Source organism: Streptomyces sp. NPDC091412 (assembly GCF_044756885.1).
Taxonomy (GTDB): Bacteria; Actinomycetota; Actinomycetes; order Streptomycetales; family Streptomycetaceae; genus Streptomyces.
Genome location: NZ_JBIVTV010000001.1, coordinates 637,423 through 652,621, shown reverse-complemented (window position 1 = coordinate 652,621; position 15,199 = coordinate 637,423). Strand labels below are relative to the sequence as shown.

At 71.8% G+C, this 15,199-nt stretch carries 13 protein-coding genes; 5 read left to right on the top strand and 8 right to left on the bottom strand.

All coding sequences use genetic code 11. The features are described from left to right. Positions 1-39: 39 nt before the first annotated feature. From ACIQMV_RS02960 to ACIQMV_RS02950, 3 genes are all read right to left on the bottom strand, one after another. Positions 40-858 carry a thioredoxin domain-containing protein gene (locus ACIQMV_RS02960; RefSeq protein ID WP_402590657.1) on the bottom strand — a complete coding sequence of 273 codons (819 nt, stop codon included), beginning with the start codon at positions 856-858 and terminating at the stop codon, positions 40-42. A gap of 86 nt (positions 859-944) precedes the next feature. Then, on the bottom strand, positions 945-1,643 hold the full coding sequence (locus ACIQMV_RS02955) for a hypothetical protein (RefSeq protein WP_402590655.1): 699 nt from the start codon (positions 1,641-1,643) through the stop codon (positions 945-947). 69 nt (positions 1,644-1,712) lie between these two features. Further along, positions 1,713-3,029: a DUF2252 domain-containing protein gene (locus ACIQMV_RS02950; RefSeq protein ID WP_402590653.1), complete on the bottom strand. Its 1,317-nt coding sequence runs from the start codon at positions 3,027-3,029 to the stop codon at positions 1,713-1,715. A gap of 221 nt (positions 3,030-3,250) precedes the next feature. On the opposite strand from ACIQMV_RS02950, the gene dnaE reads away from it, so the two are divergent. Continuing rightward, positions 3,251-6,790: a DNA polymerase III subunit alpha gene (gene dnaE / locus ACIQMV_RS02945; RefSeq protein WP_402590651.1), complete on the top strand. Its 3,540-nt coding sequence runs from the start codon at positions 3,251-3,253 to the stop codon at positions 6,788-6,790. Positions 6,791-6,873: 83 nt separating this feature from the next. On the opposite strand, the gene ACIQMV_RS02940 is transcribed toward dnaE, so the two are convergent. Then, entirely contained in the window at positions 6,874-7,053 is a 180-nt protein-coding gene (locus ACIQMV_RS02940; protein WP_141366752.1) for a hypothetical protein, read from the bottom strand. Between the two features lie 236 nt (positions 7,054-7,289). Between ACIQMV_RS02940 and ACIQMV_RS02935 the strand changes: the two genes are divergently transcribed. From ACIQMV_RS02935 to ACIQMV_RS02920, 4 genes are all read left to right on the top strand, one after another. Next, positions 7,290-8,507 (top strand): NYN domain-containing protein, encoded by a 1,218-nt coding sequence (locus ACIQMV_RS02935; protein WP_402590649.1) that lies wholly within the window; start codon positions 7,290-7,292, stop codon positions 8,505-8,507. Positions 8,508-8,623: 116 nt separating this feature from the next. Beyond that, positions 8,624-9,598 carry an ABC transporter ATP-binding protein gene (locus ACIQMV_RS02930; RefSeq protein WP_402590973.1) on the top strand — a complete coding sequence of 325 codons (975 nt, stop codon included), beginning with the start codon at positions 8,624-8,626 and terminating at the stop codon, positions 9,596-9,598. A 202-nt stretch (positions 9,599-9,800) separates the two neighbouring features. Beyond that, the gene (locus ACIQMV_RS02925) at positions 9,801-10,622 is read left to right on the top strand and encodes an ABC transporter permease (protein ID WP_402590647.1); all 822 of its coding nucleotides are present in this window, start codon (positions 9,801-9,803) and stop codon (positions 10,620-10,622) included. 34 nt (positions 10,623-10,656) lie between these two features. Next, complete coding sequence (locus ACIQMV_RS02920; protein WP_141361788.1) at positions 10,657-11,385, top strand: AAA family ATPase; 729 nt, start codon at positions 10,657-10,659, stop codon at positions 11,383-11,385. A gap of 448 nt (positions 11,386-11,833) precedes the next feature. Here the strand turns inward: ACIQMV_RS02920 and ACIQMV_RS02915 are convergent, their stop codons facing one another. From ACIQMV_RS02915 to ACIQMV_RS02900, 4 genes are all read right to left on the bottom strand, one after another. Next, complete coding sequence (locus ACIQMV_RS02915; RefSeq protein WP_402590645.1) at positions 11,834-12,412, bottom strand: TetR/AcrR family transcriptional regulator C-terminal domain-containing protein; 579 nt, start codon at positions 12,410-12,412, stop codon at positions 11,834-11,836. A 33-nt stretch (positions 12,413-12,445) separates the two neighbouring features. Next, positions 12,446-12,997, bottom strand: a complete 552-nt coding sequence (gene ybaK, locus ACIQMV_RS02910) for a Cys-tRNA(Pro) deacylase (RefSeq protein WP_402590643.1) — start codon at positions 12,995-12,997, stop codon at positions 12,446-12,448. 170 nt (positions 12,998-13,167) lie between these two features. After that, positions 13,168-13,908 (bottom strand): LON peptidase substrate-binding domain-containing protein, encoded by a 741-nt coding sequence (locus ACIQMV_RS02905; RefSeq protein WP_402590641.1) that lies wholly within the window; start codon positions 13,906-13,908, stop codon positions 13,168-13,170. An 11-nt stretch (positions 13,909-13,919) separates the two neighbouring features. Next, entirely contained in the window at positions 13,920-14,951 is a 1,032-nt protein-coding gene (locus ACIQMV_RS02900) for a hypothetical protein (protein ID WP_402590639.1), read from the bottom strand. Positions 14,952-15,199 lie beyond the last annotated feature (248 nt).

The following is a 15,199-nucleotide window of genomic DNA, read 5'->3' as shown; positions in this document are numbered from 1 at the left end:
CGCGCGGGATTCACGGCAAGCGGCGGCGCCGCCCGGGGATCAGCCCTTGAGGGCCGCGTCCACCGCCGCGTTGAACTCGTCCACCGTCATCGGCGGGTTCTGGGTGCCGGGGGTGGTCACCTTCTTGCCGTCCATGATCAGGCTCGGGGTGCCGTCCACACCGTCCTTGTTGTTGTCGAAGGTCTTCGACATGGCGACCGCCCAGGCGTCGTACTTGCCGCTCTTGACGTCGTCGCGGAACGACGCGTTGTTCTTCAGGGCCGGCACGGTGTCCGCCACCTTGATGAGGTAGTCGTCGCTCTTGAACTTGTCGTCGGTCTCCTCCGGGTGCCACTTCTTCGAGTACAGCGCGGACTTGTACTCGAGGAACGCCTCGGGGCTGACGTTGAGCGCGGCGCCCATGGCGCTCATCGAGTTCTTGGAGCCCTCGCCGTTGTCGTGGTTGTCGATGAAGGTGCCGCCGATGTACTGGAGCTTGAACTTGCCGTCGTCGACGTCCTTCTTGACGGTCGCGCCGACCGCTTCCTCGAACTGGCCGCAGATCGGGCAGCGCGGGTCCTCGTAGATCTTGAGGGTCTTCTGGGCCGAGCTCTTGCCGATGACCACGGTCGTGCCGTCGGTGCCGGTGGTGTTGGCCGGGGCGACGACCTTCTCGTCCTTCACGGCCTCCCAGTGGCTGGGCTTGTTGGCCTGGACGACGGCGTAGCCGATGCCGCCGGCCGCCGCCAGCACGGCCGCGACCGCGCAGGCCACGGTTATCTGCCGCTTCGCCTTGGCCCGCTTGGCGTCGCGCTCGCGCTCGGCGCGCAGCCGCTCCCGGGCCGCCGTCTTCGCCGTCTGGCTGTTCCGCTTGCTCATGGTGGTGTTCTCCTGTGGGACGCGCAGCTTCGTGCGCGGGACTACGAATGGGGACTGGTCGTGCTCGGGGCGCCCGGGGGCGTCGCTCAGACGAGTGCGAGGGCGTTCGGGCACGGCGGTCCGCGCCGTCCCAGGGAGTGCACGAGGATGCGGGCGCGCAGCGCGGCGATCCGCGGCGCGGGACGCGCCGGCCGGCCCACCGAGCGGGTGCTGCGCACCGTGACCGCCGCCACCGCGAGCAGCAGCGGCCGGAAGGTCGTGGCGGCCACCGCGCACAGCAGCTGGGCGAGCGCCCGCTCGCCGCGGCGCAGCCAGCCGGCCGCGACCAGGCCGACGGCGACGTGCGCGGCCAGCAGCAGCCAGGCCGTGGCCGGGTCGGCGTGCGCGAGCAGTGCGGTCAGCCGGCCGGTGTCGGTGCCGGTCATCTGGGCCAGCGGGGTGCCGACGTCGGTGTGCCCGCCGCACAGCACGTCGAAGCCGACCGAGCGCAGGGGACCGGCGACCGGGCCGCCCGCGGGGCCGTAGCAGAGGTGCTGGCCGGTGGTGAAGACGGTGTCGGCCGCCAGTTCCAACGGGACCAGCAGGGCGGCGATCCGTCCGAAGCCGCGCTCACGGCCGGCCAGGGCGTAGGAGAGCAGGAACACGGCGACCGCGACCGCGGCCACCGTGTTCAGCGGCAGCGGGACCCGTGACAGCAGCACGTGCGACGCGGTGCTGAGCGTCACGACCACGGCCGTGAACAGCGCCGCGCGCACGGCTCTGAGTTTGGTCCCGGATATGTCCATAGCGAGACACGAGTCTGTCATGCGGGCCGGTAAGAGACCCCTAAAGGGTTCCTGTGTGCGGCCCATCCGTCACAGACCCGGGATCCCTCCGTTGCGCAGCAGGTCCACGAAGATGCGGTGGTCGGCACGCGCGCGTGCGCCGTAGGCGTGCGCGAAGTCGGCGAGCAGTGGCGCGAAGCCCTCCTCGTCGCCCGCGATCGCCGCGTCGATGGCCCGCTCGGTGGAGAACGGCACCAGGGACTCGCCCGACGTGTCGTCCGCCGCCCCGTGCATGGCGGCCGTGGCCCGGCCCAGGTCGGCGACCACCTGCGCGATCTCCTCCGGGTCGTCGACGTGGTCCCAGTCCAGGTCCACGGCGTACGGCGAGACCTCGGTGACCAGCCGGCCGGCGCCGTCCAGCTCGGTCCAGCCCAGCCACGGGTCGGTGTGCGCCTGGAGGGCACGCCGGCAGACCACCGTGCGGTGGCCCTCGTGCTGGAAGTGGTCGTGGATCGCCTGGTCCGTGATGTGCCGGGAGGCCGCCGCGGTCCGGGCCCGCTGGATGGAGATCACCACGTCGTGCTCCAGGGCGTCGCTGTGGCCCTCCAGGAGGATGTCGTACGACAGACCGGCCGGGCCGATCCCGTGGCGGCCGACGACGTCCTTGACGCGGTAGGACTCAGGGCGGGCCAGTGAGGCCTCCGGCAGGGTCTCCAGATAGCCGTCGAACGCCGCGAGGACCTTGTAGCGGGTGGCCGCGTCCAGCTCGACCGCGCCGCCGCCGGGCGCGAAGCGGCGCTCGAAGTCGCGGATCTCGGTCATCGACTCCAGCAGCCCGGCACGGGTCAGCGAACGGGCGTCACGCAGTGTGTCCAGGAGGGGGCCGTCGGCCGTGTCCAGCGTGAAGGGCGGCACCTCGTCGCTCTTGGCGCCGGTGGCCAGGGCGTGGATCCGGTCGCGGTAGGCGGTCGCGTAGAGCGTCACCAGCTCGGTGATCCGGTCGTCACTGAGCGCCTTGGCGTACCCGACGAGGGCGAGAGAGGCGGCGAACCGCTTGAGGTCCCAGGTGAAGGGGCCGACGTAGGCCTCGTCGAAGCCGGTGGCGCTGAAGACCAGCCGGCCGTCGGCGTCCATGTAGGTGCCGAAGCTCTCCGCGTGCAGGTCGCCGTGGATCCACACGCGCGAGGTGCGGTCGTCGAGGTAGGGTCCGCCGCGCCGGTCGGCGCCCAGGTCGTGGTGGAAGAGACAGGCCGTGCCCCGGTGGAACGCGAGGGCCGAGGCGGCCATCCTCCGCAGCCTCATGCCGAACGCGGCCGGATCGTCGGCCAGGAGCTCGCCGAAGGCGGTGTCGAGGACGGCGATGATCTCCTTGCCGCGCTGCTCGTCGCTGAGCTGGGGGACCGACATCGCGGAGTGCCTCCTGGTGCAGGTGGTGCATGACGTGTGGAGTGGGTCCGGCTTGGGCGTTCCACCACACCAACGTCCGGCGGTGCGGCGGAGTGCCCGCGCTGTCCCGCCTGAAGGTACGGCGCGAACGCGGCCGCGTGTCAGTGCCGGGGCATAGACTTCGACGCTGTCCCCCGGACTGTCCGCAGCACGTCGTCTATGTTGTCCATGGAGGCCGAACCGTGTCGAAGCCGCCGTTCACGCACCTGCACGTCCACACCCAGTACTCGCTGCTGGACGGTGCCGCGCGGCTGAAGGACATGTTCAACGCCTGCAACGAGATGGGCATGACGCACATCGCCATGTCCGACCACGGAAACCTCCACGGGGCGTACGACTTCTTCCACTCCGCGAAGAAGGCCGGAGTCACCCCGATCATCGGGATCGAGGCGTATGTCGCCCCTGAGTCCCGGCGCAACAAGCGCAAGATCCTATGGGGTCAGCCGCACCAGAAGCGGGACGACATCTCCGGTTCCGGCGGTTACACCCACAAGACGATGTGGGCGGTGAACGGGACCGGCCTGCACAACATCTTCCGCCTCTCCTCCGACGCCTACGCCGAGGGCTGGCTGCAGAAGTGGCCCCGGATGGACAAGGAGACGATCTCCCAGTGGTCCGAGGGCATCGTCGCCTCCACCGGCTGCCCCTCCGGCGAGGTCCAGACCCGGCTGCGCCTCGGCCACTTCGACGAGGCCCTGAAGGCCGCCGCCGACTACCAGGACATCTTCGGCAAGGACCGCTACTTCCTGGAGCTGATGGACCACGGCATCGACATCGAGCGCAAGGTCCGCGACGGCCTGCTGGAGATCGGCAAGAAGCTCGGCATCCCGCCTCTGGTCACCAACGACTCGCACTACACCTACGCGCACGAGGCCGGCGCCCACGACGCCCTGCTGTGCATCCAGACCGGCAAGAACCTCTCCGACCCCGACCGCTTCAAGTTCGACGGCACCGGCTACTACCTGAAGTCCACCGAGGAGATGTACGCCATCGACTCCTCGGACGCCTGGCAGGAGGGCTGCGCCAACACCCTCCTGGTCGCCGAGATGGTCGACACCACCGGCATGTTCGAGAAGCGCGACCTCATGCCCAAGTTCGACATCCCCGAGGGCTACACCGAGGTCACCTGGTTCAAGGAGGAGGTCCGCCGCGGCATGGAGCGCCGCTTCCCCGGCGGCATCCCCGAGGACCGCCAGAAGCAGGTCGCGTACGAGATGGACGTCATCATCCAGATGGGGTTCCCGGGCTACTTCCTCGTGGTCGCCGACTTCATCATGTGGGCCAAGAACAACGGCATCGCGGTCGGCCCCGGCCGTGGCTCCGCGGCCGGCTCGATCGTCGCCTACGCGCTCGGCATCACCGACCTCGACCCGATCCCGCACGGCCTGATCTTCGAGCGGTTCCTCAACCCCGAGCGCATCTCCATGCCCGACGTCGACATCGACTTCGACGAGCGCAGGCGCGTCGAGGTGATCAGGTACGTGACGGAGAAGTACGGCGCCGACAAGGTCGCCATGATCGGCACCTACGGCACCATCAAGGCCAAGAACGCGATCAAGGACTCCGCGCGCGTGCTGGGCTACCCGTACGCGATGGGCGACCGCATCACCAAGGCCATGCCCGCCGACGTCCTCGGCAAGGGCATCCCGCTGTCCGGCATCACCGACCCCGAGCACCCCCGCTACTCGGAGGCGGGCGAGGTCCGGGGGATGTACGAGAACGAGCCGGACGTGAAGAAGGTCATCGACACCGCACGCGGTGTGGAGGGCCTGGTGCGGCAGATGGGCGTGCACGCGGCCGGCGTGATCATGTCCAGCGAGACCATCACCGAGCACGTCCCGGTCTGGGTGAGGCACACCGACGGCGTGACCATCACGCAGTGGGACTACCCGAGCTGCGAGTCGCTCGGCCTGCTGAAGATGGACTTCCTCGGCCTGCGCAACCTGACGATCATGGACGACGCCGTGAAGATGGTGAAGTCCAACAAGGGGATCGACATCGATCTCCTGGGCCTGGAGCTGGACGACCCCAAGACCTTCGAACTGCTCCAGCGCGGCGACACCCTCGGTGTCTTCCAGTTCGACGGCGGCCCCATGCGCTCCCTGCTGCGCCTGATGAAGCCGGACAACTTCGAGGACATCTCCGCCGTCTCGGCCCTGTACCGGCCGGGCCCGATGGGCATGAACTCCCACACCAACTACGCCCTGCGCAAGAACGGCCAGCAGGAGATCACGCCCATCCACCCGGAGCTGGAGGAGCCGCTCAAGGAGGTCCTGGACGTCACCTACGGCCTGATCGTCTACCAGGAGCAGGTGCAGAAGGCCGCCCAGATCGTCGCCGGCTACTCGCTCGGCGAGGCCGACGTGCTGCGGCGTGTGATGGGCAAGAAGAAGCCCGAGGAACTGGCGAAGAACTTCACCATCTTCCAGGAGGGCGCCCGCAAGAAGGGCTTCAGCGACGAGGCCATCCAGGCCCTGTGGGACGTGCTGGTCCCCTTCGCCGGCTACGCGTTCAACAAGGCACACTCGGCCGCGTACGGCCTGGTGTCGTACTGGACCGCCTATCTGAAGGCCAACCACCCCGCCGAGTACATGGCCGGCCTGCTGACCTCCGTCAAGGACGACAAGGACAAGTCGGCGGTCTACCTCAACGAGTGCCGCCGCATGGGCATCCGGGTGCTCCCGCCCAACGTCAACGAGTCCCAGTCGAACTTCGCCGCGCAGGGCGACGACGTGATCCTCTTCGGCCTGTCCGCCGTGCGCAACGTCGGCACCAACGTGGTCGAGTCCATCATCAAGTCCCGCAAGGCCAAGGGGAAGTACGCCTCGTTCCCCGACTACCTCGACAAGGTCGAGGCGGTGGTCTGCAACAAGCGCACCACGGAGTCGCTGATCAAGGCGGGCGCCTTCGACGAGATGGGGCACACCCGCAGGGGCCTCACCGCGCAGTACGAGCCGATGATCGACAACGTGGTCGCGGTCAAGCGCAAGGAGGCCGAGGGCCAGTTCGACCTCTTCGGCGGGATGGGCGAGGAGACCAGCGACGAGCCCGGCTTCGGGCTGGACGTGGAGTTCTCCGCCGAGGAGTGGGACAAGACGTACCTGCTCGCCCAGGAGCGGGAGATGCTCGGCCTCTACGTCTCCGACCACCCGCTGTTCGGCCTGGAGCACGTGCTCGCGGACAAGGCCGACGCGGGCATCTCCCAGCTCACCGGCGGCGAGCACGCCGACGGCGCGGTCGTCACCATCGGCGGCATCATCTCCGGCCTCCAGCGCAAGATGACCAAGCAGGGCAACGCCTGGGCGATCGCCACCGTCGAGGACCTGGCGGGCTCCATCGAGTGCATGTTCTTCCCGGCGACCTACCAGCTGGTGTCGACCCAACTCGTCGAGGACGCCGTGGTGTTCGTCAAGGGCCGCCTCGACAAGCGCGAGGACGTGCCGCGCCTGGTCGCGATGGAGCTGATGATCCCCGACCTGTCGAACGCGGGGAGCAACGCACCGGTGATCCTCACCATCCCGGCACTGAAGGTGACCCCGCCCATGGTGAGCCGCCTCGGTGAGATCCTCAGCCACCACAAGGGCGACAGCGAGGTCCGCATCAAGCTCCAGGGGCCGAGCAGGACGACGGTGCTGCGTCTGGACCGGCACCGGGTCAAGCCGGATCCGGCGTTGTTCGGCGATCTGAAGGTCCTGCTCGGCCCGTCCTGCCTGGCCGGCTGACATGAACGAGGGGCGTACCCGTGCGCATCGGGTACGCCCTCTCGTCGATTACCGCGCTTTGTTCAACAGTCCATGGACCGGACTCAGTTGTGGCCGAAGCGCTTCTGACGTCCCTTGCGGGCCATGGCAGTCGGACTCGTCTGCGGACTCTGGGCGTGATGCTCGGGCTGCGACTCCGACGTGGAGTGCTCCGTCTCCTGCGGGCCGTTCGCGGCCACGGACGCCTTCTGCCGGCTGCGGTCCTGCTTGCGGTTCTTGGCCATGGTGATCAGCCTCCTGTGGGGGATCTAGGGGCCAGGGCCGGGACCAGATTCACATAGGCCGACAATGAACGCATGTTGGATAATTACCGTATGTAACGCGGGGCATCGGGGCGCGGGCGCCGGAAACGCCACGCCGAAGATCGAGTTCGGGCCGTTAACCCCGGCCGGGTCGGGCAGACTCGAAGCACATCCCGAAGCACATGCCGAAGCAACCTCCCGGAAAGAGGGTGGATCGCGTGGACCGCTGCATCGTCCTGGTGGACGCCGGGTATCTGCTGGGCGCCGCGGCCAGTCTTCTCGCCGGGGAACCGTCGCGGTCCCGGATCACCGTCGACCACACCGCCCTTGTGCAGGGGCTGCGTGAACAGGCCGAGTCCGACACGGAGCGGCCCCTGCTGCGCATCTACTGGTTCGACGGCGCGCCCGACCGCGTACCGCAGCCCGAGCACCGCCGGCTGCGCGTGATGCCCCGGGTCACCGTCCGGCTCGGCGCGCTCACCCGAAGCGACGGACGCTGGGCACAGAAGGGCGTGGACGCCGCGATGCACGCCGAACTGACCGAGCTGGCCCGCAACCGCGCCTGCTCCGACGTCGTCCTCGTCACCGGCGACGGCGATCTGCTGCCCGGCCTGATGGCCGCCAAGGAGCACGGCGTCGCCGTCCACCTGTGGGCGGTGCAGGCCGCCGACGGCGACTACAACCAGTCCGAGGACCTGGTCGCCGAGGCCGACGAGCGGCGCGTGCTGGACCGCACGTGGATCACGAAGGCCGTGCGCGCCAAGGAACTCGGCGGCATCTGCGCGCCACCGCCCGCGCCCCGCCCCGAGATCGCCGCGATCCTCTCCGCGCCGCTGCCGGAGTCCACGCTCACCCAGGCCGCCGAAGGCCCAGCCGAACAGCGGCAGCACCCGGCCGCCGCCGCGGGGGCGGGCGGCGCCGAGGAGCGGGTGCCCGCCGTCAAAGGCGTGCCCACCCCCAAGGACCTCGCCGCCCTGCGCGCCCCCGGCACCCCGCCCGCGCAGCACCCTTCCACGGCGACCCTGCGCTGGTCCTCGGACCGGGGCTGGGTGGACCGGCCGGGCCTGCCCGCCGAGCCCCCCGAGGCCGCCTCCATGCCGACGCTCGCCCAGCTGACGACGGCCGAGCAGCGGTGGGCGGACCGGGAGGAGGACATCACGACCGTCGGCGGCGACCCGTACGAGGTGGGACAGGTCTTCGCCCGGCGCTGGGTGGACCGGCTGGGCGACCAGGGGCACCTTCAGAAACTGTCGTCGATGTACCCCCGGATCCCGCACCGCGTCGACGGCGAGCTGCTGCGCTACGCCGCCCGCTTCGGTCTGCTCGCGCACAAGGACGACCAGATCGACGAGCACGACCGGTACGCCATCCGGGCGGGGTTCTGGCGGGAGATCGACGTACGGACGTCCACCGAGCGCGCTCCCGTCGCCGACTGAACCGCGGACCGGACCGGTTCGGGGCGCCCCGAGGGCGAGTGAGGCTCCGCGACCCCGTACCCTCGTCCCTTGTGAGTACGCGCACGGCACAGGCATTTCGGCCCGGGGACGGCGTCGTGTGCGCGGTGCGCGGACTGACCCGGACCTACCCCGCGGTACGCGGCCGGCGCGGCGCCCCCGGGACACCCGCGGTGCTGGCCACCGACGCGGTCGAACTCGACGTCCGGCGCGGCGAGATCTTCGGGCTGCTCGGACCGAACGGCGCCGGCAAGTCCACCCTCGTCCGCCAGCTCACCGGACTGCTGCGCCCCGACAGCGGCACGGTCGAGATCCTCGGCCACGACATCGTGGCGCACCCCGAGCGGGCCGCGCGGATCCTCGCCTACCTCGGGCAGGAGTCCACCGCCCTGGACGAGCTGACCGTCTCGCTCGCCGCCGAGACCACCGGGCGGCTGCGCGGCCTGGATCTCCGGCAGGCGCGTGCCGAGCGGGACGCCGTCCTCGACGAACTGGGCCTCACCCCGATCGCCGGGCGCCCGCTGAAGAAGCTCTCCGGTGGCCAGCGGCGGCTCGCCTGCCTGGCAGCCGCACTGGTCGGCGAGCGCCCGCTGCTGGTGCTCGACGAGCCGACCACCGGAATGGACCCGGTGGCCCGGCGTGCGGTGTGGTCCGCCGTCGACCGGCGGCGCGCCGAACGCGGTACGACCGTCGTCCTGGTCACCCACAACGTCATCGAGGCCGAGACGGTCCTGGACCGGGTCGCCGTCCTCGACCAGGGCCGGGTCATCGCCTGCGACACCCCGGCCCGGCTCAAGGAGCGGGTCTCCGGCGAGGTGCGGGTCGAGCTGGTGTGGCGGGAGCGGGCGCCCCTGGAGGTGGCGGAGGTCGCCGTGCTCAGGGAGCGGGCCGTGGAGTCGGGTCGCCGCTGGACGCTGCGGCTGGCGCCCGAGGACGCCCGCGCCGTCGTCGCCACGGTCACCGGCGGGGCCGCCTTCGCCGCCCTGGACGACTTCACCCTGACCACGCCCAGTCTGGAGGACGTGTACCTGGCCCTGGGCGGCGCCGCCCGGCAGGGGCTGGTGAAGTCATGAGCCGCGGGGGCGCCATGAGTGGCAGGAGCGCGGGGAGCGGCGGATCCGTGCAGGACTACGCGGGCGCCGGCAGGAACCCGTCCGGTGCGGGAGACGCTGCCGCGCCCGCCCCGTGCGCCGCCGCGGACAAGCCGGCGGCGTCGTTCGCTGCCGGAGGTGAGCCGGCCGCGTGCGCTGCCGCAGGGAAAGGGAGCAGTTCGACGTGAGTGTCGTACCCGCCGGTGTGCTGCCGGGCGCGACGGCCGTACAGGACGGCGGCGCCGGTGAGGCGGCCGCGCTCGGGCCGCGGGCGCGGCCGTGGCCGTCGCTGGCCGCCGTGTACCGGGCCCAGCTGTCCCGGGCGCGGGTGGCGCGGATCCCGCTGCTGTTCGTGGCGACCTTCCAGTCCGTCGGCATCATGATCATGATGCGGGGCGTGGTCAGCGGTGGCGGCGAGGCCCGGTTCGTGGTGTCCGGCGCCTCGGTCGTCGTCGTCGCCTACGTCGCCCTGAACCTGCTCGCCCAGTACTTCGGGCAGCTGCGGGCCAGTGGCGGGCTCGACCACTACGCGACGCTGCCGGTGCCGCCCGCGGCCGTGGTGCTGGGCGCGGCGGCCGCGTACGCCTCGTTCACGGTGCCGGGCACGCTGGTGACCGCCGTGTTCGGGTGCGTGCTGTTCGGGCTGCCGCTCGGCAACCTGTGGGTGCTGGTGGCGGTGATCCCGCTCGCCGGTGCCGCGCTCTCCGGGCTCGGCGCGGCCTGCGGGCTGCTCGCCCCGCGCCCGGAACTGGCCACCCTGCTGGGCCAGTTGGGCATGTCGGCGGCGCTGCTGCTGGGCGTGCTGCCGCCCGACCGCATGCCCGGGGCCGTACGGCTGCTGCGCGACCTGCTGCCGTCCACGTACGGCGTGGAGGCCTACGCGCACACCTTCGCGGCCCGTCCCGACTGGGCTCTGGTGGCCGGTGACATGGCCGTCTGCGCCGGGGTCGGGGTGGTCTCGCTGGCCGTCGCCACCTGGGCCTATCGCCGGGCCGCCGTCCGGTGACGCGGCCGTCCCCCGCAACTGGCACGATGACAAGGTGACCGCTCCGTTGACTCCGCCACCACCGCCGCGCCGGCGCTCCTCACAGCATTCCGGGTCCTCAGAGTCCTCGGGATCGGGATCCGGGCAGGCCCCGCAGCCGGGGCCGGTCTCGCCCTGGCAGTCCTGGCAGGTGCCGCCCGCCGGAGCCCGGCCGGTGACCGCGTACGAACAGGACGGGCCGGGATGGGCGGCCGAGGTCCGGGAGGCCGTCGTCGTCATGGTCGCCGTGGCGCTCTGCGGGGTGCCGCTGGGACTGCTCTGGCTGCGGCTGGCGCCCCGGGTGCCGCTGATCGCCGATGTGTCCGGGAGCAACTGGGTCGTCTACCTCAAGGACACCGAGGGGGAGCAGGCGATCGGCGTCGACGGCACGTTCACTCTGCTGGCTCTGGCCTTCGGTGTGCTGAGCGCCGTGGTCGTCTTCCTGGTGCGGCGGCGCGGGGGCGTGCCGCTGGTGGTGGCCCTGTGCGTCGGAGGACTGCTCGGGTCGCTGCTGGCGTGGCGGCTCGGGGTGTGGCTCGGGCCCGAGCAGGACGTGGTCGCCCATGCCAAGGCCGTGGGCAAAGGGGTGACGTTCCCAGCACCGCTGAAGCTCGAAGCCCTGGGGGCGCTGCTGGCCTGGTCGCTGGCCGCGCTGATCGTCCACCTGGGGTTGACGGCCCTGTTCGGGCCGCGGGACCCGGAGCCGGACACGACAGTGTTCGGACCCACCTTGCCGCCGGAGTGAGCCGTACGCGGTGAGCCGCACGCGCGGGGCGGACGGCCCGGTTCCTCGGTTGTGCCGTCCGTGCGCGTCCCGGCCGCTCCCGGTGGGCCGGCCGCCGGACGGGACCGCCATCGGGTTCGTGCCGCCCGCGCGGCCGCCGCGAGTACCGGTTCGCGAGACGTCACACGGTTTCGAACTCCCGCCTCGGACCGCGACCGCAGGGCGCGACCCGTCGCCGTGCGCCCGTCCGGTCACGCCGGGCGGTGGCTGCTTCGCATGACCCTTCCGCATGCGCCCCGTTGCGCTTGCGTGTCCTCTTCGAGAGGTTTCCAGCCCAGCCCAGCCCAGCCCGGGCCGTTCGGCTAGTGGGCGGTATTACGCCGGCGGGCCGGGGCCGCCCGGCCCGTTGCCCTCCGGCCGCGCCTTCCGCGTTCCGTTCGGCCTGGTCCGGGGGTTCGGGCCGGTCACGTCAGGGTGTCGAGGAGGGCGGCCAGAACCCGTTCGAACGCCTGGTCGTCGACGGTCGCCGGGTCGACGGCGGCCAGTGCCGCGCCGAGGTGCGGGTGGTCGTCCTCGCCGCCCGTCGTGCCGGTGAGATGGCCGAAGCCGGCGGCGAAGGGGCCAGCGCGGCGCCGAGCGCCAGGTAGTCGATGGCGAGCAGGATCCGCATCGCGTCGTCGGCCGGCCGGCCGGCCCGCAGCAGCGCCGCCAGCATGTCGTCGTAGTGGTTCAGGGCCATGGTGGTGCGCACCGAGCGTCCGCCGATCAGGCCGACCGCGTTCGGGTGGGCGGCGAAGGCGCGGCGGTAGGAGCGGGCGACGGTGGCGATCCCGGCGTGCGGGTCGGGGGCCAGGCGTGGCGCTACGCCGACATCCTGGCCGCCGGCGGCCGGGTCGCCCTCGCCTCGGACCGGCCGATCGCGCCCTATGACCCGCGCGGGGTCATGGACGCGGCCGTGCGGCTCTGCGGTGTCAGGGTCTCGAAGACGGCGGCCTTCGTCGTCGAGACCCGGACACGGCCGGGTGTGAGCGCTCGTGCTCGGTTTCACCGGCGCCGGGCAGGCCCTGGGAGGGCCGGCTGGTCAGGCGCGTCCGATCGGGGCGAGGGTCGCGTTCGTGAGACCCACCAGGTCGCCGGGGGACAGTTCCACCTCCAGGCCGCGGCGGCCCGCCGAGACGCAGATGGTGCCGTGGGCGGGGGCCGAGTCGTCCAGGACCGTGGGGAGCCTCTTGCGCTGGCCGAGGGGGGAGATGCCGCCGCGGACATAGCCGGTGGTGCGCTCCGCGAGGGCCGGGTCGGCCATCGCCGCGCGCTTGCCGCCGACCGCCGCCGCCAGGGCCTTGAGGTCCAGGGAGCCCGCGACCGGCACCACGGCCACCGTCAGGGCGCCGTCGACGTCGGCCACCAGCGTCTTGAAGACGCGGTCCGAGGACACACCCATCGCCTCGGCCGCCTCCTCGCCGTAGGAGGGGTGGGAGGGGTCGTGGTCGTAGGAGTGGACCGTGAACGGCACCCCGGCCGCGGTGAGCGCCACCATCGCGGGTGTACCGCCCGACTGCCGCCCGCCGCCCTTGTTCGGACGCGCTCCGCGCGCCCCTTCTTCCCCTTGGTGCTTCTTCGACTTCTTCGCCACCCGCCGCATCCTCCCAGACGGGCCGGAACGAGAGGAACGTCCCCTGTCCGGAGACGTTGACCGGGCCAGGTCCGCGTGACCGTCGAGCCGTCCTTCTCCGTGTGGAGGATGTGGAAGATCTCGATACGGCCGGGGCCGGTGTTCAGGGAGACGCAGAGCGGGCCGTCGCGTCAATTCTGGCTGGTTGGAGCCTTTGTCAAGTCGGCCGCGGGCAAGGACGGCAGGCTGCGGATGATGGCCGTCTCCGAGCGCAGGAGCCGCAGCTCGTCGCGCAGCCGTGAGGCCGTGTCCGGGGCCTGGAGCAGACGCTGTCGCGTCGGTGTGTCCAGCATCATCGCGGCGGCGACCAGATAGGAGACGACGTCCGGCTCGTCCGGCAGGTCCGCACCGGTCGCCAGCGACCGCTCCCGGGCTCCCGCCAGCCGCTTCTGGTACTGGCGGAAGGACCGCAGCACCCCCTCGGCCAGCGCGCCCGCCTCGTCGCCGGGCTCCTCGGTCAGCTCCTGCAGTTCCGCCACGAGGTACGGACCGGAGGCGTCCACCGACAGCAGCCGGATTCGGGTCGTGCCCGTGGCCAGCACCTCGAAGGTGCCGTCGGCCCGCTCCCGTATCGTCGCCGCGTCCGCCACGCAGCCCACGGAGTGGAAGGCCTTGGCCGGATCGGGGCCGAAGCCGGCGGCGGGGCCGCGTTCGGGCAGTGCGGTCGGATCGGGCATGCCCGGGGCGCTCACGGCCACTTCGTGGCCGTCGCGGATCGCCACGACGGCGAACCGGCGCGGTTCGTCCTCGGGCGTCTTCAGCAGCGCGCGCATCATGGCGCGGTAGCGCTCCTCGAAGACGTTCAGGGGCAGCACCAGTCCCGGGAACAGCACCGTGTTCAGGGGGAAGAGCGGAAGACGGACGGTGGTCACGGCGCAAAAGCCTAATGCTCGCCGCGACGGGCGCGTCCGCCGAGCCCGTATCGCGGGCGCCGGGACGGCCGCGCGGGCGGTACCGGCCCCAGGTTGACGCGCAGTTTCAGGAAGAGGCCGAGGGGGTCGTCCGACAGCCGGTCCCAGGGGAAGGAGGTGGCGTACGGGCCGACCAGGCGCAGCTGCGCGAGGGCCTCCTCGTGGCGTTCGAGCCGCAGCAGGACGCAGGTCAGCAGGTTACGGATCTCCGCGGGCCAGGTCACGGCCGCCGGGAAGCGGTCGGAGAAGGCGATCGCCCGGTCGGCCGCCGCGTGCAGCCGGGCCCGCGGCACCCGCGGCCCGCAACCGTCCGTCAGATAGGCGAAGGCGGCCCGCACCGGCAGCGCCTGGACGAGCGAGTCGGCCGGGGCGTCCTGGGCGGCCAGGTCGGCGAAGTCGAAGCACTCGCGGTGCGATCCGTGCCAGGAGGCCGCCAGATAGCGCAGGGCGGCCACATGGCAGCCGTAGTGGTGCGGGGCCCGGCGGACCGCCGCCTCCCACAGCTCCTCGAAGTACCGGTGCCCGGCGCGGCTGCCGCGCGCGTGGTCCAGGGCGACCCGCCACGGCACCGGGTCACGGCCGTCGGCGCGTGCGGCGGCCGTGATCAGCGGGCTGACCGCGCGCAGCAGCTCCGCCCGCGCGGGCGAGGCCCAGGCGCGGTCGACCGCGAGCTGGGCGGCGACCAGCAGCGCGTCCGGGTCGTGCGGGGCGGCGGCCCGCCAGGTGTCCAGCCACTCCGGGCGGGAACGGGCGATGGCCGCCAGCCGCGTCGCGTACCGGTCGCGTTCCTCCCACCGGGCCCCCTCCCGGGTGCCGGCGAGCAGCGACGCGGCGGGCCCGTACGCGCCCTGGGCGGCGGCGACCAGCGCCGGGCCGAGGGGTTCGTCCGGCGCGTCGAGGAGCACCTCGTCGTCGGCGGTGAGCCCGGCGGCGGGGCTGGAGGCGGTTCTTGTCATCCGGGTGGGGCGGATGAACGCGGGCATCGATGCCATGGTGCCGACCATTGAAAGACGCAGGTCGCGGACGCGCCAGGGGGTTCGGGCAAGGCGAGGAAAGTTGTACAACGGATGGTCAAGGTCAAGTAAAAGGTGACGATTTCAACAACTGTCGGCGGGCTCTGCGGGAGCGCCGGTCTCGCCGCGCTCCCCGGCACTTCCGGGGGCCGACGGCACCGAGCTGTGGAGGTTCCTCCAGGAGCGCGTTCGCCCCCTCGACGGCGTGATCGAGACCGAGTGCATGCTCGAGGTCGCCG

Excerpts from the sequence above, each read along its gene's own strand:
- ACIQMV_RS02950 (WP_402590653.1), bottom strand. The coding sequence starts at position 3,029 with ATGTCGGTCCCCCAGCTCAGCGACGAGCAGCGCGGCAAGGAGATCATC.
- ACIQMV_RS02900 (WP_402590639.1), bottom strand. The coding sequence starts at position 14,951 with ATGGTCGGCACCATGGCATCGATGCCCGCGTTCATCCGCCCCACCCGG.
- ACIQMV_RS02940 (WP_141366752.1), bottom strand. The coding sequence starts at position 7,053 with ATGGCCAAGAACCGCAAGCAGGACCGCAGCCGGCAGAAGGCGTCCGTG.
- ACIQMV_RS02960 (WP_402590657.1), bottom strand. The coding sequence starts at position 858 with ATGAGCAAGCGGAACAGCCAGACGGCGAAGACGGCGGCCCGGGAGCGG.
- ACIQMV_RS02955 (WP_402590655.1), bottom strand. The coding sequence starts at position 1,643 with ATGGACATATCCGGGACCAAACTCAGAGCCGTGCGCGCGGCGCTGTTC.